This is a genomic window from Streptomyces albipurpureus, from assembly GCF_023701525.1.
Taxonomy (GTDB): domain Bacteria; phylum Actinomycetota; class Actinomycetes; order Streptomycetales; family Streptomycetaceae; genus Streptomyces; species Streptomyces albipurpureus.
In genome coordinates this window covers 109811-127995 of sequence record NZ_JAMQAW010000052.1, presented here as the reverse complement: position 1 = coordinate 127995, position 18185 = coordinate 109811, and the positions used below count along the sequence as shown (strand labels likewise).

Genomic DNA, 18185 nt, shown 5'->3' with positions numbered 1-18185 from the left:
TCATGGCGGCGTAACACACCGCACCTCATCGTCATCCCGGTGAAACACCGGGTGGCATCGGTGGAAACCGTGCCGGGCCACTCTCATGGCGCATAACCGGCCCGCCGCCGAACCGCTCCGGCGCTGCCCGCACCGCCGCACGAGGCCGCACGACGATGAGGAGACGCCGATGCCCTCAGGCATCTCGACGCTTGCCGCAGAAACCCCGGCACTCTCAGCCGCCAACACCGGCTTCATGCTCATCTGCTCCGCCCTGGTCATGCTGATGACCCCGGGCCTCGCCTTCTTCTACGGAGGCATGGTCCGCGTGAAATCCACCCTCAACATGCTGATGATGAGCTTCATCAGCCTCGGTATCGTCACCCTCCTGTGGGTGCTCTACGGCTTCAGCCTCGCATTCGGCACCGACTCGGGCTCCGTGATCGGCTGGTCATCGGAGTACGTCGGGCTCAGCGGCATCGGCCTCACCGAACTCTGGGACGGCTACACCATCCCCGTGTACGTGTTCGCCGTCTTCCAGCTGATGTTCGCCGTCATCACCCCCGCCCTGATCAGCGGAGCGCTGGCGGACCGGGTGAAATTCAGCGCCTGGGCCCTCTTCATCACGCTCTGGGCGACCGTCGTCTACTTCCCCGTCGCCCACTGGGTGTGGGGGGCCGGCGGCTGGCTCTTCGAAATGGGAGTGATCGACTTCGCCGGTGGCACCGCCGTCCACATCAACGCGGGAGCCGCGGCCCTCGGAGTGATCCTCGTCATCGGCAAGCGCGTCGGCTTCAAGAGGGACCCGATGCGCCCGCACAGCCTGCCCCTGGTCATGCTGGGCGCTGCCCTGCTCTGGTTCGGCTGGTTCGGCTTCAACGCCGGGTCATGGCTCGGCAACGACGACGGCGTCGGTGCGGTGATGTTCGTCAACACCCAGGTCGCCACCGCCGCCGCCATGCTCGCCTGGCTGGCGTACGAGAAGATCCGGCACGGCGCCTGCACCACCCTCGGAGCCGCCTCCGGGGCCGTCGCCGGCCTGGTCGCCATCACCCCCGCGGGTGGCTCCTGCTCCCCACTGGGTGCCATCGCCATCGGTGCCATCGCCGGCGTCCTCTGTGCGCTGGCCGTCGGGCTCAAGTTCAAGCTGGGCTACGACGACTCCCTCGATGTCGTGGGCGTCCACCTCGTCGGCGGTGTGGCCGGCTCGCTCCTGGTCGGCTTCTTCGCCACCGGAGGCGTCCAGTCCGACGCCAAGGGACTCTTCTACGGCGGCGGTCTGGAGCAGTTGGGCAAGCAGGCCATCGGTGTCTTCTCGGTCCTCGCCTACTCGCTGGCAGTCTCCGCGCTCCTGGCCTTCATCCTCGACAAGACCATGGGCATGAGGGTGGATGAGGACACCGAGGTCTCCGGGATCGACCAGGTCGAGCACGCCGAGACCGCCTATGACTTCAGCGGCGCCGGCGGCGGAGCGGGCTCCCGCAAGCCCCTCGCCGTACCGTCCGAGGTCATCACGGCGGCCCCGAACAAGAAGGTGGATGCATGAAACTCATCACGGCGGTCGTCAAGCCCCACCGGCTGGACGAGATCAAGGACGCCCTCCAGGCCTTCGGAGTGCAGGGCCTCACCGTCACCGAGGCCAGCGGATACGGCCGCCAGCGAGGACACACCGAGGTCTATCGAGGTGCCGAGTACACGGTCGACCTCGTGCCCAAGATCCGTATCGAGGTCCTGGCCGAGGACGACGACGCCGAACAGCTCATCGAGGTGATCGTCAAGGCCGCACGCACCAACAAGATCGGCGACGGCAAGGTCTGGAGCGTCCCGGTCGAAACGGCGGTCAGGGTGCGCACGGGCGAACGCGGTCCGGACGCCCTCTAGGGACAGTCCCGGGCGCGGGAGCGCCTCGGCGACCAGCACGAAAGGCTGAACGGGTGTCGAGAACTGAAGTGATCACCGAAGCGGAAGACTCGGGACCCAGCGGCTACGCGGCGGCCCGGCTGCTCCTTCTCAACGACAAGGAGCAGTTCGGGCCGCCGCGCCGCGCCGCCCTCGCCGCCCTCACCGACCAGTGGCTCTCCGCACTCTTCGCCACCGCCTGCCAGGCCACCGGAGTCCGGTCGGCCGCCCTGGTCGCCACCGGCGGCTACGGCCGCGGTGAACTCTCCCCCCGCAGCGATCTCGATCTCCTCCTGCTCCATGACGGCAGCGCCGATCCCGGTGCCGTCGCCGCCCTCGCGGACCGCCTCTGGTACCCCGTCTGGGACCTCGGCCTCGCCCTCGACCACTCCGTACGCACCCCCGCGCAGGCACTGAAGACCGCCCGCCAGGAACTCAAGGTCCAACTCGGCCTCCTCGACGCCCGCCCGGTCGCCGGCGACCTCGGGCTCGTCGCCACCCTGCGCACCGCCGTCCTCGCCGACTGGCGCAACCAGGCCCCGGTGCGTCTGCCCGCCCTCCAAGAGCTCTGCCGCGAACGCGCCGAGCGCCAGGGCGAACTGCGCTACCTCATCGAACCCGACCTCAAGGAAGCCCGCGGCGGGCTGCGCGATGGCACCGCGCTGCGGGCCATCGCCGCCTCCTGGCTCGCTGACGCCCCCCGCCAGGGGCTCGACCACGCCCGCCGCACCCTCCTCGACACCCGTGACGCCCTCCATCTGACCACCGGACGAGCCACCGACCGGCTTGCCCTCCAGGAACAGGACCAGGTCGCCACGGCACAGGGCCTTCTCGACGCCGACACCCTGCTACGACAGGTGTATGAGGCGGCGCAGACCATTTCGTACGCGTCCGATGTCACCTGGCGCGAGGTCCGCAGGGTCCTCAGCGCCCGCACCGCCCGCCCGCGACTGCGCCCCTGGCGCCGTGCGGAACCCGAGCGCACCCCCCTCGTCGAAGGCGTCGTCGAGCAGCACGGTGAGGCGGTGCTCGCCCGTACCGCCCGGCCTGAGCGTGATCCCGTACTGCTGCTGAGGGCCGCCGCCGCAGCGGCCCAGGCCGGTCTGCCGCTCTCCCCGCACGCGGCTCGCCGGCTTGCCATCGGCTGCCCTCCGCTCCCGGTGCCCTGGCCCGCCGAGGCGCGCGAGGAGTTCATCACGCTGCTCGGCGCCGGCGGGTCGAGTGTGCCCGTCTGGGAGGCGCTGGACGCCGAGGGCCTGGTCACCAGGTTGCTTCCCGACTGGGAGCGGGTCCGCTGCCGTCCCCAGCGCAATGCCGTCCACACCTGGACCGTCGACCGGCATCTGGTGGAGAGCGCCGTCCGGGCCTCGGCCCTCACCCGCCGGGTGGGCCGCCCCGACCTCCTGCTGATCGCCGCCCTGCTCCATGACATCGGCAAGGGCTGGCCGGGCGACCACTCGACGGTCGGCGCCACCATCGCCCGGGACATGGCGGCCCGGATCGGTTTCGACCAGGCGGACGCCGAGATCGTGGCCACCCTCGTACGCCACCATCTGCTGCTCATCCAGACCGCGACCCGGCGGGACCTGGACGACCCGGCGACGGTCCTCTCGGTGGCCGAGGCCGTGGGGTCGACCACCGTCCTGGAACTGCTCCACGCGCTCACCGAGGCCGACGCGCTGGCGACCGGCCCGGCCGCCTGGTCGACCTGGCGCGGCTCCCTGGTCGCCGATCTGGTCGGACGGGTGGCCACGGCACTCGGAGCGGACGGCGGGTCGGATCGCCTCGGGCAGGGCCAGCCCGCACCCACCGCCACCCAGGAACGCCTCGCCGCCCAGGCCCTCCACACCGAAGGCCCGGTCCTCTCCCTGCGCACCCAGCCCGAGACCGTCAGCCCTGACCTCACCGACAGCACCGAAGCCGAACCCGTCGGCGTGGAACTGCTCATCGCCCTGCCCGAGCGACCCGGAGTCCTGCCCGCTGTGGCCGGAGTGCTCGCCCTGCACCGGCTCACCGTGCGTGCCGCCGAGCTGCGGACCGTGGAGTTGCCGGCCCAGATGGGGGGCCAGATCGCGCTCGTACTGGACTGGCGGGTGGCGGCGGCATACGGCTCGCTGCCCCAGGAGGCCCGGTTGCGCGCCGATCTGGTGCGGGTCCTGGACGGGACCCTGGACATCGGCAGCCGGCTCGCCGAACGGGAGGCGGCCTATCCCCGGCGACGGGGGGTGCAGGCCCCGCCGCCCAGGGTGACGGTCGCTCCCGCAGCCTCCCACCACGCCACCGTGATCGAGGTCCGCGCCCAGGACGCCCCGGGGCTGCTCCATCGGATCGGGCTGGCGCTCGACGAGGGAGGCGCGCGAGGTGTGCGGGTGCGCAGCGCCCATGTCTCCACGCTGGGGGCGAACGCGGTGGACGCCTTCTACGTGACCGACCTGGAGGGCAGGCCGCTGGCGGCTCAGGTGGCGGCGGATCTGGCCCGCTCGGTGCAGCGGGCGCTCGACTGAGGGGGGTGCCCGCACCCGTGCCCGCTCCCGTGCCGCACCTGTCAGGTCGGCCGCTCCTGACCGGCGAGGGCACACATGAGGGATGGCCGGATACTCTGGAGGGTAAATCCCACTGCCCCCGACTCTGAGGACCGACGAGCGCCGTGTTCGACACTCTTTCCGACCGCTTGGCGAATACCTTCAAAACTCTGAGGGGCAAGGGTCGCCTCAGCGAGGCGGACATCGACAGCGCGGCGCGGGAAATCCGCATCGCCCTGCTCGAAGCGGACGTCGCGCTCCCCGTCGTGCGGGCCTTCATCGCGAACGTCAAGGAGCGCGCCCGAGGCGTCGACGTCTCCAAGGCGCTCAACCCGAGCCAGCAGTTCATCAAGATCGTCAACCAGGAACTGGTATCGATCCTGGGTGGCGAGACCCGTCGGCTGCGCTTCGCCAAGTCCGGCCCCACCGTCATCATGCTGGCCGGTCTCCAGGGTGCCGGTAAGACCACCCTCGCCGGAAAGCTCGGCCAGTGGCTCAAGGGGCAGGGCCACTCCCCGCTGCTGGTCGCCTGTGACCTCCAGCGCCCGAACGCCGTCAACCAGCTCGCCGTGGTCGCCGAGCGCGCCGGTGTCGCGGTGTACGCGCCCGAGCCCGGCAACGGGGTGGGTGACCCGGTCCAGGTCGCGCAGGACTCCCTGGAGCACGCCAAGGCCAAGCAGTACGACGTCGTCATCGTCGACACCGCCGGCCGGCTCGGCATCGACCAGGAGCTGATGCGGCAGGCAGCGGACATCCGCGACGCGGTCAGCCCCGATGAGATCCTCTTCGTCGTCGACGCGATGATCGGTCAGGACGCGGTCAACACCGCGGAGGCCTTCCGGGACGGCGTCGGCTTCGACGGAGTCGTGCTCTCCAAGCTCGACGGTGACGCCCGTGGTGGTGCCGCGCTCTCCATCGCGCATGTCACCGGCCGGCAGATCATGTTCGCCTCCAACGGCGAGAAGCTGGACGACTTCGACGCGTTCCACCCGGACCGCATGGCGTCCCGCATCCTCGGCATGGGCGATGTGCTCAGCCTGATCGAGAAGGCCGAGCAGACCTTCAGCCAGGAAGAGGCCGCCAAAATGGCCTCCAAACTGGCGAGCAGCAAGGGCAAGGACTTCACGCTCGATGACTTCCTGGCGCAGATGGAGCAGGTCAGGAAGATGGGCAGCATCAGCAAGCTGCTCGGGATGCTGCCGGGCATGGCCCAGATGAAGGACCAGATCAACAACATCGACGAGCGGGATGTGGACCGTACGGCCGCCGTCATCAAGTCGATGACCCCGGCCGAGCGCCAGGACCCCACGATCATCAACGGCTCGCGCCGGGCCCGTATCGCCAAGGGTTCGGGTGTCGAGGTCAGCGCGGTCAAGAGCCTGGTCGAGCGGTTCTTCGAGGCCCGCAAGATGATGTCGCGGATGGCCCAGGGCGGCGGGATGCCCGGGATGCCGGGCATTCCGGGCATGGGCGGCGGCGCTGGGCGTCAGCGCAAGCAGCAGAAGCAGGCCAAGGGCAAGCGCAAGAGCGGCAACCCGATGAAGCGCAAGGCCGATGAGCAGGCAGCCGCGGTCAAGCGGGAGCAGGCGGCGGCTCAGGGCGGAGCGTTCGGGCTGCCGGCCGACGCCGATGCGCAGGACTTCGAGTTGCCCGCTGAGTTCAAGAAGTTCATGGGCTGACCCCCGCGGTCAGGCGTACCCCGTACACCTGGATGGGCTACGCCTCCGTACGGCGTCGACACCCGACTCCCTGTGAGCGGGTGCCGACGCCTTTCTTCTCCCTTAGCGTCCCGGTATGAGCACCCCCGCGCCGCCGCGCCAAACCCCGGACAAGCCGTGGCGCTCCGAGGGCGCCCCACCGCCGCCCAGCCCCCGCAAGCGGATGCCCGGTGGCTGGGGCGGACTGATCCTCACCGCGCTCGTCGTCTATCTGCTCGCCAATCTGGTGCTCTCGTTCTTCAGCGAGGGCGATGAGCCGACCATCTCGTACACGGAGTTCAGCAGACAGGTCGACGCCGGCAACGTCTCGAAGATCTACTCCAAGGGCGACGCGATCCAGGGGCAGCTCAAGAAGGAGGCCGACGTCCCCGGGGGCAAGGGGGACTACACCAAGTTCACCACCCAGCGGCCGGCCTTCGCCGATGACGACCTCTGGGCGCAGCTCACGGCCAAGAAGGTCACCGTGACGGCCAAACCGGTCGTCCAGCAACGCAGCTTTCTCTCCAATCTGCTGATCGCCCTCGCCCCCATGCTGCTGCTCATCGCGCTCTGGATCCTTGTCGCCCGCCGCATGGGGGCGGCGATGGGCGGGGGCGCGCTGAGGCGGAAGCCGCCGCCGAAACCGGTGGAGGTGGAGGCCGGTAAGCGCACCACCTTCGCGGATGTGGCCGGGATCGATGAGGTCGAGGGAGAACTCAACGACGTCGTCGACTTTCTGAAGCATCCCGACGCCTACCGGAAGATGGGCGCCCGGATGCCCGGCGGGGTACTGCTCGCCGGCCCACCCGGTACGGGCAAGACCCTGCTGGCACGGGCGGTGGCGGGCGAGGCGGGGGTGCCGTTCTTCTCCGCGTCGGCGTCCGAGTTCATCGAGATGATCGTGGGAGTCGGCGCGGGCCGGGTGCGCGAACTGTTCGCCGAGGCCCGCAAGGTGGCCCCCGCGATCATCTTCATCGACGAGATCGACACCATCGGCCGGGTGCGGGGCGGTGGCGGCGGACTCGGGGGCCACGACGAGCGGGAGCAGACGCTCAACCAGATCCTCACCGAGATGGACGGCTTCAGCGGCTCCGAAGGGGTGGTGGTGCTCGCCGCCACCAACCGCGCGGACGTACTGGACCCGGCACTGACCAGGCCTGGACGGTTTGACCGGGTCGTCCAGGTCTCACCGCCCGACCGGGCGGGCCGTGAGGCGATTCTGCGCATCCACACCCGGGAGATCCCGCTCTCGGGCGATGTGGACCTCGCCCGGATCGCCCGCACGACCCCCGGAATGACCGGCGCCGAGCTGGCCAACCTCGCCAATGAGGCAGCCCTCAACGCGGTCAAGCACCACCAGTCCGAAGTGACTCAGCAGGATCTGTCCTCGGCCCTGGAGAAGGTGCAGCTCGGCGCGGAACGCCCGCTGGTGATGCCCTACGAGGAACGCAGGCGCACCGCCTACCACGAGAGCGGCCACGCACTCCTGGGGATGCTGCAACCGGGCGCCGACCCGGTGCGCAAGGTGACCATCGTGCCCCGCGGACGCGCACTCGGCGTCACCCTCTCCACCCCCGACGCGGACCGGTACGCCTACACCGAGGAGTACCTCCGCGGCCGGATCATCGGCGCGCTCGGGGGCATGGCGGCCGAACACGTCGTCTTCAGCGTGATCACCACGGGCGCCGAGAGCGATCTGGAACAGGTCACCTCGCTGGCGCGCGGCATGGTCGGCCGCTGGGGGATGAGCGAACGGGTGGGACGGCTCACCGCGATCCCCATGGACAGCCAGCAACCGTACGGTCTCTCCGCCGCGCCACGGACGCTGGACACGGTGGACGACGAGATGCGGCGGATCGTGGACGAGTGCTACGAGAGCGCCTGTCGTCAACTGCGCGACAACCGCGACCGGCTGGACGCCCTGGCCGCGGCCCTACTGGAGAACGAGACGCTGGAACAGGAGGCCGCCTACCAGGCCGCGGGGATCAACCGCCTTTCCAAGGACGACTCCAGCGGCTAGGACCGTCGCCCCCCCGCCGTAAATGCACCCAGGCGAGTCCCCAGGCCGCCGTACGATGCACGCCATGGCTAAGGCACCCGTTCTCACACCCCGGGCGGACGACTTCCCCCGCTGGTACCAGGACCTGATCAACAAGGCGGAACTGGCGGACAACGGTCCCGTGCGGGGCACCATGGTCATCCGACCGTACGGCTACGCCCTGTGGGAGCGGATGCAGGAGGAGATGGGCGCCCGCATCAAGGCAGCGGGCGCCCAGAACGCCTACTTCCCGCTCTTCATCCCCCAGTCCTATCTGACCAGGGAGGCCGAGCACGTCGAAGGCTTCGCGCCCGAGCTGGCGGTGGTGACCCACGGCGGCGGCAAGGAGCTCGACGAGCCCGTCGTGGTGCGTCCCACCTCGGAGACGATCATCAACGAGTCCTTCTCCAAATGGGTGCAGAGCTATCGGGACCTGCCCCTGCTCATCAACCAGTGGGCCAATGTGGTGCGCTGGGAGATGCGCCCGCGCGTCTTCCTGCGCACCACCGAATTCCTCTGGCAAGAGGGCCACACCGCGCACGCCACCTACGAGGACGCCCGCGACTACGCCGCCCACATCCACCAGGCGGTGTACGCCGACTTCATGGTGAACGTCCTCGGCATCGATGTGGTCCTCGGCCGCAAGACGCCCAGAGAGCGGTTCGCCGGAGCCATCAACACCCTCACCCTCGAAGGGATGATGGGCGACGGCAAGGCCCTCCAACTGGGTACGAGTCATGAACTCGGTACCAACTTCGCCAAGGCCTTCAACACCCGTTACCTGTCGAAGGACGGCAAGCAGGAACTGGTCTGGCAGACGTCCTGGGGAACCTCCACCCGGATGGTCGGCGGACTGATCATGTCGCACGGCGACGACAACGGGCTGCGGGTACCTCCCCGTCTCGCCGCCGTGCAGGTCGTGGTGATGGCCATCAAGGGCGATGAGGCCGTGGTGAAGGTCAGGGAGATCGGGGACCGACTGCGTGCGGCAGGGCTGCGCGTGGAGGTTGACGTCCGCACCGACACCCCGTTCGGCCGCAGGGCCGTGGACTGGGAACTGAAGGGCGTTCCGGTACGCGTCGAGGTCGGACCGCGCGACCTGGAGGCGGGCACCGCGATGCTCGCCCGCCGCATTCCGGGCGGCAAGGAGCCGGTCCGTATCGACACCCTGGCCGCGCTGCTCCCGGGCCTGCTGGAGGAGGACCAGGCAACGCTGCTGCGCCAGTCCCGGGAGCGCCGGGAGTCCCGTACCGCCGATGTGACCACGATCGCCGAGGCGGCGGAGGCGGCGAGCGCCGGCGGCTGGGCGAGGATTCCCTGGGCCGTCCTGGGGCAGGAGGGCGAGGCCAAGCTGGCCGAGCAGTCCGTGTCAGTGCGCTGCCTTCTCGCGGCGGACGGGTCGGTACCCCCGGCGGACGATTCCCCGGGCGCGGTGGCGATCGTCGGGCGGGCGTACTGAGCCGGGTCCGTTGCGGACCCCTGGGGTAGGCGGGCGGGGGCGGGCGCCTGTGGTGTGCACCCTCGTGGGCGGCCTTGCGGCCGTCCGCCCCCGGAAGCCGTCTCCTGGCTGGAAGCGACCGGAGCCGGGCGCCCCCGAAGGGGCTGGTTCACGGGCGAGGGGGTGCTTCCGGACACCGCAGACCACCCGGAGGGGCTTGCTCCGCGGGAGGCCAGGGGATGCTCGACGGAGCGGGGCCCGGAGGGGATGGGCCTAGTGAAGGTCTTTTCGGCCAGTGGCTTGTTGAGGTTACTTTTCACGGTCAAGGAAATGCTTCGGTGGGGCGCTTCTTTCGCCGGATGTGTTCCGGCGAACGGTGCCGTTCGGTGAGTTTTCCGGTGCGGAATCCATCAGTCCTGTCGAGGCGCTACATGCCACCTTGGTGGGAGCTGTGAAGCTTCTCTGTTTATGCGTCGTACCCGCCCCGTGCGGACGCATCATCGCCAACTGACTGGTACGTGCAAAATATTTGGGATGCCCCGTAATGGAACCCGGGGGACATCAGGCTCGTTATCACGACGTGAGCACGACACCACCTGTTCTCGCCGCAGAGCTGGCACAGGCATGGGCCGATATCCAGCGGTACCACCCTGAGCTGCCAGATCTTGCCGCGCCCGAGTCCCTGATCGGAGAGTCGTCGTCCGCCTGTGGCGCCGAGCTCTCCTTCGAGCGACTGCTTCATGAAGCAGTCCACGGCATTGCCGCCGCGAGAGGCGTCCGAGACACCTCACGCGCCGGCCGCTACCACAACCGTCGATTCCTTGCGATCGCCGAGGAGATGGGCCTCGACCACGCCGACGAGCCGCATCCCAGCAGCGGCTTCTCGCTGGTCGCGCTCAGCCCCGAGGCGAAGCGCCGCTACCGTCCGACGATCGAGCGACTTCAGCGCGCCCTGAAGGCGCACACGGTCGCCACCGCATCCGACACCAAGCGCTCCTTCCGCGGACCTGCGGCCCGGCACGGCTCATCGGGCGGCGGTGTGCGGGTCAAGGCGGTCTGCGACTGCGGCCGCAATGTGCGCGTGGTGCCGTCGGTCCTCGCGCAGGCCCCCATCGTCTGCGGAGGCTGCGGCAAGCCCTTCCGTATTCCCGAGCCGGTCGCCGCGGCGAGCTGACCCCGGCCCGGCCGCCCGACGGGGGCGGCGCAGGTCCGGGGGATGCGCGCATTCGGCGTGTGGCACAATGACTAGCTGTACTCGACGGCCGACCAGGACCCCTCTCTCCTCCGGCTGACGCGTCCATCGGGCACCCGAGTACCGCAACCCCACGTGGCATCTCGTTGTGCCCAACCACGTCAAGACCAGGAGACACCACTTCCGTGGCAGTCAAGATCAAGTTGAAGCGTCTGGGCAAGATCCGCGCGCCTCACTACCGCATCGTCGTTGCTGACTCCCGTACCCGCCGTGATGGCCGGGCCATCGAGGAGATCGGCCTGTACCACCCGGTGCAGAACCCCTCTCGCATCGAGGTCGACTCGGAGCGTGCGCAGTACTGGCTCTCCGTCGGCGCGCAGCCGACCGAGCCCGTTCTCGCGATCCTGAAGCTCACCGGCGACTGGCAGAAGCACAAGGGCCTGCCGGCCCCGGCGCCGCTGCTGGTGGCCGAGCCCAAGGCGAACAAGCGCGCAGCGTTCGACGAGTTCGCCAAGGCCCTTGAGGCCGGCGAGCCCAAGGGCGAGGCCATCACGCCGAAGGCGAAGAAGGCCGACAAGAAGGCGGACGAGGCAGCAGAATCCTCCGCCGCTGAGTCGACAGAGGCCTGAGCATGCTCGAGGAGGCTCTTGAGCACCTCGTGAAGGGCATCGTCGACAACCCTGACGATGTGCAGGTCGCCTCCCGCAACCTGCGCCGCGGTCGGGTGCTAGAGGTCCGGGTTCACCCCGATGATCTCGGTAAGGTGATCGGCCGCAATGGCCGTACCGCCCGTGCCCTCCGTACCGTCGTGGGCGCCATCGGCGGTCGTGGCATTCGCGTCGACCTCGTCGACGTGGACCAGGTCCGCTGATCCAGTTGAACACCGGCTCGGGCCGGGGAGGGCCATCCGGCCGTCCCCGGCCCGTAGTCGTCAGGGACCCCGTGTTCGTCGGGACCCACTGGTGGTCTCCGACCGACCGGCCTGGTTCCGCTCTGTCGCTCCAGATGGCAGGTCGGGCGACGGACCGGTTGTGGACCGTGACAGGAGAGAGTGCGAAGTGCAGTTGGTAGTCGCCCGGATCGGCCGTGCACACGGCATCAAGGGCGAGGTCACCGTCGAGGTGCGTACGGACGAGCCGGAACAGCGGCTCGCGCCCGGGGCTGTGCTCGCCACCGATCCCGCAGCCCTCGGACCCCTGACGATCGAGACCGGCCGGGTGCACAGCGGTCGGCTGCTGCTGCGTTTCGCGGGCGTACGGGACCGCACGGGAGCCGAGGCCCTGCGGAACATCCTGCTGATCGCCGACGTGGACCCCGAGACGCCGCCCGACGACCCCGATGAGTACTACGACCACCAGCTCATCGACCTCGATGTGGTCACCGTCGACGGCACCGAGGTCGGCCGGATCACCGAGGTCAGCCATCTGCCCTCGCAGGACCTCTTCATCGTGGAGCGTCCCGATGGCAGCGAGGTGATGATCCCCTTCGTCGAGGAGATCGTCTCCGAGATCGATCTGGTGGAGCAGCGGGCCGTCATCGACCCCCCACCGGGGCTGATCGACGACCGTGCCGAGATCGCTTCCTCCCGTGAAGCCTCCTCCCCGGCAGACGACGCGTCGGACCGTCGAGCCCCCGAGACCGACGACCACGCCACCGAAGGCCCGGACAGCGAGGGTTCCGCTTCGGGCCGCGCTGCCGAGGGCGATGCCTGATGAGGCTCGATGTCGTCACGATCTTCCCCGAGTACCTGGAACCACTGAACGTCTCCCTCGTCGGCAAGGCCCGCGCCCGCGGTCAGCTCGATGTCCAGGTGCACGATCTACGGCAGTGGACCTATGACCGGCACAACACGGTCGACGACACCCCGTACGGGGGCGGCCCGGGCATGGTCATGAAGACCGAGCCCTGGGGCCACGCCCTCGACGACGCACTGGCCAGCGGCTATGAGGCCGGTGCTCACGGTCCGGTCCTGGTGGTACCCACCCCCAGTGGGCGCCCCTTCACCCAGGAAGTCGCCGTTGAGCTCTCCGCCCTGCCCTGGCTGGTTTTCACCCCAGCCCGCTATGAGGGCATCGACCGTCGGGTCATCGACGAGTACGCCACCCGCATGCCGGTGTACGAGGTGTCCATCGGGGACTATGTGCTGGCGGGCGGTGAGGCGGCCGTGCTGGTGATCACCGAAGCGGTGGCCCGGTTGCTGCCGGGGGTCCTCGGCAACGCCGAGTCCCATCGCGATGACTCCTTCGCCCCGGGCGCGATGGCCAATCTCCTCGAAGGACCCGTCTACACCAAGCCGCCGCAGTGGCGCGACCGCGCCATTCCGGATGTGCTGGTCAGCGGGCACCACGGAAAGATCGCACGCTGGCGCAGGGACGAAGCCCTGCGCCGCACGGCGCTCAACCGGCCCGATCTCCTGGAACGCTGCGAAGCCGGTGACTTCGACAAGAAGGACCGGGAGATCCTCTCCATCCTGGGCTGGGCGCCGGAACCAGGCGGCCGATTTTGGCGCAGGCCGGAAGGCGTGGAAGAATAGGCCGTTGCCGTACGTCCGGCGCGCGCCCCTGCCACAGGGGGACACGACGCCCGCTTCGACGCAGCGGCCCTCCGAATTTCCACCTCTCTCCCGCTGATGACCTGTGGCATCGCGAAGAAAGCAGACGAACATGTCGCACGTGCTCGACACCGTCAACTCCGCCTCGCTGCGGACCGACCTTCCGGCGTTCCGTCCCGGTGACACCGTGAACGTGCACGTTCGCGTCATCGAGGGCAACCGCTCCCGTATCCAGCAGTTCAAGGGCGTCGTCATCCGTCGCCAGGGTGCTGGGGTCAGCGAGACCTTCACCGTTCGCAAGGTCTCCTTCTCCGTCGGCGTTGAGCGCACCTTCCCGGTGCACAGCCCGATCTTCGAGAAGATCGAGCTGGTCACCCGCGGTGACGTTCGCCGCGCCAAGCTGTACTACCTCCGTGAGCTGCGCGGCAAGGCCGCGAAGATCAAGGAGAAGCGCGACAGGTAAGCCACGGCGCCCGCCGGGCGCTGATGGGCAACCGGGCTACCGCGATGCGGTGGCCCGGTTTTTCGTTGCCCGTTTGAGCTGCGGGGCAGCGCCGAGCCCTTGGTTCTGGGCGCATTCGCCTCCACAGCCGGGCCGGATAGGCTTCCCCCTCGATGGACACCGAAGCGAAGTACTCAGAGCGCGATCCCGCCACCGATCCCCATCCGGGGGAGTCGGCGGAGGGATCGCGCTCTGCGGATTCGCGGGGCGATACCGGTACTGAGGCCACCACGGAATCCATCTGGGCACGACTGGGGATCGGCTCCTGGCGCGGAATGGCCGTCCTGGGTGTGACCGTCATCACCGTTGTCCTGCTCTTCAGCCATTTCGTGATCCAGCCGTTCCAGATTCCCAGCGGTTCGATGGCTCCCGCCCTGCACTCCGGGGACCGGGTTCTCGTCAACAAGCTGGCGTACCGTTTCGGTGCGGAACCCGAGCGCGGGGATGTGATCGTCTTCGACGGTAGGGGATCGTTTGTTCGGGAAGGCTTGGAGGAGAATCCGGTCAGTGCTGCGGCGCGGGGTGTCCTCACGGCAACCGGCCTGATGGACCCCGACGACACGGATTTCGTCAAACGAGTCGTGGGCGTGGGCGGTGACCGGGTGGTCTGCTGTGACAAGGGGGGCGGGATCCAGGTGAATGGCGTAGCGGTCGACGAGGGCTATCTGTATCCCGGCGACAAGGCGTCCGAGGTGGCGTTCGACATCGTCGTCCCGGACGGCACCCTCTGGGTGATGGGGGATCATCGGAGTGATTCCCGTGACTCCCGTGATCATCTTGGTCAGCCCGGTGGCGGGATGGTTCCGGTGGAGAAGGTCGTGGGGCGCGCGGACTGGATCGCCTGGCCGGTCAGCCGCCTGACCTCGTTGGAAAAGACCGACGCGTTCGCCCGCGTACCCGATGCCTCAGCGCGGCCGTCCCATGGGCGGATGAGCGGGCGGAGCGCCCCGCCCGCCGGTGTGCCCATGGGTTCGTCGGCGCCCGGCGGCATAGATGGGTAGGCGGGGCCGGCACGCGGCACCCCGGACGGACAATCCGCTGCCCACCGGGACGCGGCGGACCGATGAGGCCCGGCAACTGCCCGGGCGGGCCGAGCGCCGCAGACTCGCCAAGAAGGTGCGGCGTAAACGCAGGCGCTCAGCCTTGGGGGAGATTCCCCTGCTCATAGTGGTCGCGTTGATGATCGCGCTGGTCCTCAAGACGTTTCTGGTGCAGGCCTTTGTGATTCCGTCGGGCTCCATGGAGCAGACGATCAAGATCCAGGACCGGGTGCTGGTGGACAAGCTCACCCCCTGGTTCGGCTCCAAACCCCGGCGTGGCGATGTGATCGTCTTCAAGGACCCCGGCGGCTGGCTCCAGCAGGAGAACAGCCCGGTCAAGAAGAACGACCCCATCGGGGTCAAGCAGATCAAACAGGGGCTCACCTTCATCGGTCTGTTGCCGTCGGATGATGAGCAGGACCTGATCAAGCGGGTGGTCGCAGTCGGTGGTGACACCGTGAAGTGCTGTGACGAGAAGGGGCGCGTCACCGTCAACGGGGTACCGCTCATCGAGCCCTACCTCAACCCCGGCAACGTCCCCTCCTCACTGACCTTTGAGGTGAAGGTGCCGCCCGGGCGGCTCTTCGTGATGGGGGACCACCGCTCCAATTCGGCCGATTCACGCTTCCACCTCGACAAGGACGAGCGGGGGACGGTCTCCGAGGATCTGGTCGTCGGGCGGGCCGTGGTCATCGCCTGGCCGGTCAAGCACTGGCGCAGGCTGGAAGAGCCCGAGACCTACGCATCCGTCCCCAATGCGGGTGGTGGGGCGACCGCGGCGATGCGCGAGTCGAATAGTGTGTCGTCCCAGGATCACAAGGGAATGGTCCTGCTCCCGCGCCCTGCGGAACTTCCGCTCGTTATGGGAGTAGTGGGTCTGCTCCTTCTGCGGGGCAGGCGGTTGGCAACGGAGTGAGGAGTTGATGTGGGGGACGTGGCGGTCGGCGCACGGTCCGGACACGAGCAGCCGGATGACAGGCCGGGGAAGCCCGCCGAGCCATCCCCGCCGATGTCGGGCGATTCTCCCGGGGAGCCCCCGGGAGGCGGCTCGTCCGGCTTTTCCGACGATGGTTCTCCCGGTCCCGCCGAGGGCGATGACCCGGGGAGGAAGAAGCAGCAGCGCTCCTTCTGGAAGGAGTTGCCGCTGCTGATCGGCATCGCGCTGATCCTCGCGCTTCTGATCAAGACATTCCTGGTGCAGGCGTTCTCGATTCCATCGGACTCGATGCAGAACACCCTCCAGCGGGGGGACCGGGTGCTGGTGGACAAACTCACCCCCTGGTTCGGCTCGGAACCCGAGCGCGGTGAGGTCGTCGTCTTCCACGACCCCGGTGGCTGGCTGCTCGGCGAACCCACGCCCGAACCGAATGTGCTCCAGAAGTTCCTCAGCTTCATCGGACTGATGCCGTCCGCTGAGGAGAAGGACTTGATCAAGCGGACGATCGCGATCGCTGGTGACACGGTCGAGTGCAAGAAGGGCGGCCCGGTCAAGGTCAATGGCAAGGCCCTCAACGAGCCCTACATCTACCCTGGCAACACGGCCTGCGACGACCAGCCCTTCGGCCCGTTCAAGGTGCCGAAGGACCGGATCTGGGTGATGGGCGACCACCGGCAGAACTCCAAGGACTCCCGCTACCACATGGAGGACTCCAACGAGGGCTTCGTACCGGTCGACAAGGTCGTCGGTCGCGCTGTGGTGGTGGCCTGGCCGGTCAACCGCTGGTCGACGCTTTCGGTGCCGTCCACCTTCGGCCAGCCCGGGCTGAACGCGGCTGCGTCGGTGGCGGTCTCGTCCGCGCCGCTGGCGATGGGCGCGATGGGTGCGCTGCCGATTGTGCTCTGGCGCAGGAAGCGGCTGACCACGGCACATACCCCCCGGTAAGGTTCCGTCCCAGCCGCGGATCGCCCGTTGGATCGCCGTGGGAGGCCATCAGACCTCCCACCCGGCGGTCGGCCGGGGTGAGGAGCACTGGGATGGGAACTGGACGTACCAACGACGGCCGCGGCCGACTCGGCAGCGCACTGTCGGGTGTGGCCGTGGCCGTCGGCTGTGTGCTGTTCCTCGGGGGTTTCATCTGGGGCGCCGTGGTGTACCAGCCGTACACCGTTCCGACGGATTCCATGGCGCCGACGGTCGATATCGGCGACCGGGTGCTCGGTCAGCGGATCGACGGGGACCAGGTGCGTCGGGGGGACATCGTCGTCTTCCGTGACAGCGGGTGGGGCGATCTGCCGATGGTGAAGCGGGTCGTCGGGATCGGCGGGGACGAGATCACCTGCTGTGGTGAGAGCGGCCGTCTGACGGTCAACGGGCAACCGATCGAAGAACCGTATCTGCCCGCCGACGGGCCCGCCTCGGTGAGCAACTTCACCGCGAGGGTGCCCAAGGGACAGCTGTTCCTGCTGGGCGATGAGCGAATGGGTTCATTGGACTCCCGCACCCACCTTGAGGACCCTGGACAGGGATCGGTGCCCCGCTCGGCGGTCGAGGCGCGGCTGGACGCCGTGGCATGGCCGCTTGACGGCGGAGTGCTGGAGCGTCCGCGGAGCTTCGCCGAACTGCCCGGCGGGGTGTCGCGACCCGGGCCGGTGAAGGTGATCGTCGGTTCGGTGGTCGCGGGCATGGCGCTGATCTTCGGCGGGGCCGCGTACGGGCCGCTGGCCAAGGTGCTGACCCGCCGCCGGGACGGAAAGGCAGCCGCCCATGTCTGATCACGACGCCCACGGGCGTACGGGCCCTCAGCGGGGCGACCCTGCCGGGGCTGGAGCGCCGGGGACCGGTGCGGGGTTCTCCACCGCGAACGAGGCGGCGGCGCGCGCCTCTGATGCCGGGGCGCTGCGGAAGGTGGCCCGGGTGGTGCTGCTCGACCCCCAGGAGCGCATTCTGCTGATGCACGGCTATGAGCCGGACGATCCAACCGATTCCTGGTGGTTCACCCCCGGAGGCGGGCTGGAGGGTGCGGAGAGCCGCGAGGAGGCGGCCCGTCGCGAGCTGGCCGAGGAAACCGGGATCACCGAAATCGAACTGGGACCGGTGATCTGGCGACGGATCTGCTCGTTTCCCTTCGACGGCCGCCGCTGGCACCAGGACGAGTGGTACTTCTTGGCACGCACCGCCCAGCCCGCGCTGGGTCCGCGTGCGCTGACCGAGCTGGAGCAGCGCAGCGTCTCGGGCCTGAGGTGGTGGACCTCCGCCGAACTGTCGTCGGCGCGTGAGACGGTGTACCCGACCAAGCTCGCCGAGCTGCTGCGCACGCTGCTCGCCGAGGGTCCTCCGAGCACGCCGGTCGACCTGGGCCCCGAAATCGTCTAGGGGCGCATGGGGCT

Annotated in this window: 16 protein-coding genes and 1 pseudogene; all 17 read left to right on the top strand. The window is 68.9% G+C overall.

Features of this window, described 5'->3' with window-relative positions; all coding sequences use genetic code 11:
* Window positions 1-169: 169 nt before the first annotated feature.
* The 17 genes and pseudogenes from NBG84_RS32595 to NBG84_RS32515 all read left to right on the top strand — a co-directional run bounded on the left by NBG84_RS32595 (window position 170) and on the right by NBG84_RS32515 (window position 18171).
* The gene (locus NBG84_RS32595; RefSeq protein WP_250923289.1) at window positions 170-1525 is read left to right on the top strand and encodes an ammonium transporter; all 1356 of its coding nucleotides are present in this window, start codon (window positions 170-172) and stop codon (window positions 1523-1525) included.
* A complete protein-coding gene (locus tag NBG84_RS32590; protein ID WP_250923288.1) occupies window positions 1522-1860 on the top strand; it encodes a P-II family nitrogen regulator in 339 nt (112 codons plus the stop codon). The genes NBG84_RS32595 and NBG84_RS32590 overlap by 4 nt, the downstream gene beginning before the upstream one ends.
* 53 nt (window positions 1861-1913) lie before the next feature.
* Window positions 1914-4382, top strand: coding sequence for a [protein-PII] uridylyltransferase (locus NBG84_RS32585; protein WP_250923287.1), 2469 nt, complete (start codon window positions 1914-1916; stop codon window positions 4380-4382).
* 143 nt (window positions 4383-4525) lie between these two features.
* Window positions 4526-6079: a signal recognition particle protein gene (ffh, locus tag NBG84_RS32580; protein ID WP_250923286.1), complete on the top strand. Its 1554-nt coding sequence runs from the start codon at window positions 4526-4528 to the stop codon at window positions 6077-6079.
* Between the two features lie 115 nt (window positions 6080-6194).
* The gene (gene ftsH / locus NBG84_RS32575; RefSeq protein WP_250923285.1) at window positions 6195-8117 is read left to right on the top strand and encodes an ATP-dependent zinc metalloprotease FtsH; all 1923 of its coding nucleotides are present in this window, start codon (window positions 6195-6197) and stop codon (window positions 8115-8117) included.
* A gap of 64 nt (window positions 8118-8181) precedes the next feature.
* A complete protein-coding gene (proS, locus tag NBG84_RS32570; protein ID WP_250923284.1) occupies window positions 8182-9594 on the top strand; it encodes a proline--tRNA ligase in 1413 nt (470 codons plus the stop codon).
* A 559-nt stretch (window positions 9595-10153) separates the two neighbouring features.
* Window positions 10154-10747, top strand: a complete 594-nt coding sequence (locus NBG84_RS32565; protein ID WP_250923283.1) for a hypothetical protein — start codon at window positions 10154-10156, stop codon at window positions 10745-10747.
* 203 nt (window positions 10748-10950) lie between these two features.
* On the top strand, window positions 10951-11394 hold the full coding sequence (gene rpsP, locus NBG84_RS32560) for a 30S ribosomal protein S16 (RefSeq protein WP_250923282.1): 444 nt from the start codon (window positions 10951-10953) through the stop codon (window positions 11392-11394).
* A gap of 2 nt (window positions 11395-11396) precedes the next feature.
* Window positions 11397-11636: an RNA-binding protein gene (locus tag NBG84_RS32555; protein ID WP_005311361.1), complete on the top strand. Its 240-nt coding sequence runs from the start codon at window positions 11397-11399 to the stop codon at window positions 11634-11636.
* A gap of 187 nt (window positions 11637-11823) precedes the next feature.
* The gene (gene rimM, locus NBG84_RS32550; protein ID WP_250923281.1) at window positions 11824-12477 is read left to right on the top strand and encodes a ribosome maturation factor RimM; all 654 of its coding nucleotides are present in this window, start codon (window positions 11824-11826) and stop codon (window positions 12475-12477) included.
* Window positions 12477-13298, top strand: coding sequence for a tRNA (guanosine(37)-N1)-methyltransferase TrmD (gene trmD / locus NBG84_RS32545; protein WP_250923280.1), 822 nt, complete (start codon window positions 12477-12479; stop codon window positions 13296-13298). Before rimM ends, trmD begins: the two co-directional genes overlap by 1 nt.
* A 130-nt stretch (window positions 13299-13428) precedes the next feature.
* Entirely contained in the window at window positions 13429-13779 is a 351-nt protein-coding gene (gene rplS / locus NBG84_RS32540) for a 50S ribosomal protein L19 (RefSeq protein ID WP_250923279.1), read from the top strand.
* A gap of 152 nt (window positions 13780-13931) precedes the next feature.
* The gene (lepB, locus tag NBG84_RS32535; RefSeq protein ID WP_250923278.1) at window positions 13932-14819 is read left to right on the top strand and encodes a signal peptidase I; all 888 of its coding nucleotides are present in this window, start codon (window positions 13932-13934) and stop codon (window positions 14817-14819) included.
* A pseudogene (lepB, locus tag NBG84_RS32530) lies at window positions 14812-15779 on the top strand (signal peptidase I); the annotation flags it as partial. The gene lepB (NBG84_RS32535) and the pseudogene lepB (NBG84_RS32530), both read left to right, overlap by 8 nt.
* 13 nt (window positions 15780-15792) lie before the next feature.
* Window positions 15793-16740: a signal peptidase I gene (gene lepB / locus NBG84_RS32525; protein ID WP_250923333.1), complete on the top strand. Its 948-nt coding sequence runs from the start codon at window positions 15793-15795 to the stop codon at window positions 16738-16740.
* A gap of 92 nt (window positions 16741-16832) precedes the next feature.
* Complete coding sequence (gene lepB / locus NBG84_RS32520; protein WP_250923277.1) at window positions 16833-17570, top strand: signal peptidase I; 738 nt, start codon at window positions 16833-16835, stop codon at window positions 17568-17570.
* Window positions 17563-18171 carry an NUDIX hydrolase gene (locus NBG84_RS32515; RefSeq protein ID WP_250923276.1) on the top strand — a complete coding sequence of 203 codons (609 nt, stop codon included), beginning with the start codon at window positions 17563-17565 and terminating at the stop codon, window positions 18169-18171. Before lepB (NBG84_RS32520) ends, NBG84_RS32515 begins: the two co-directional genes overlap by 8 nt.
* Window positions 18172-18185 lie beyond the last annotated feature (14 nt).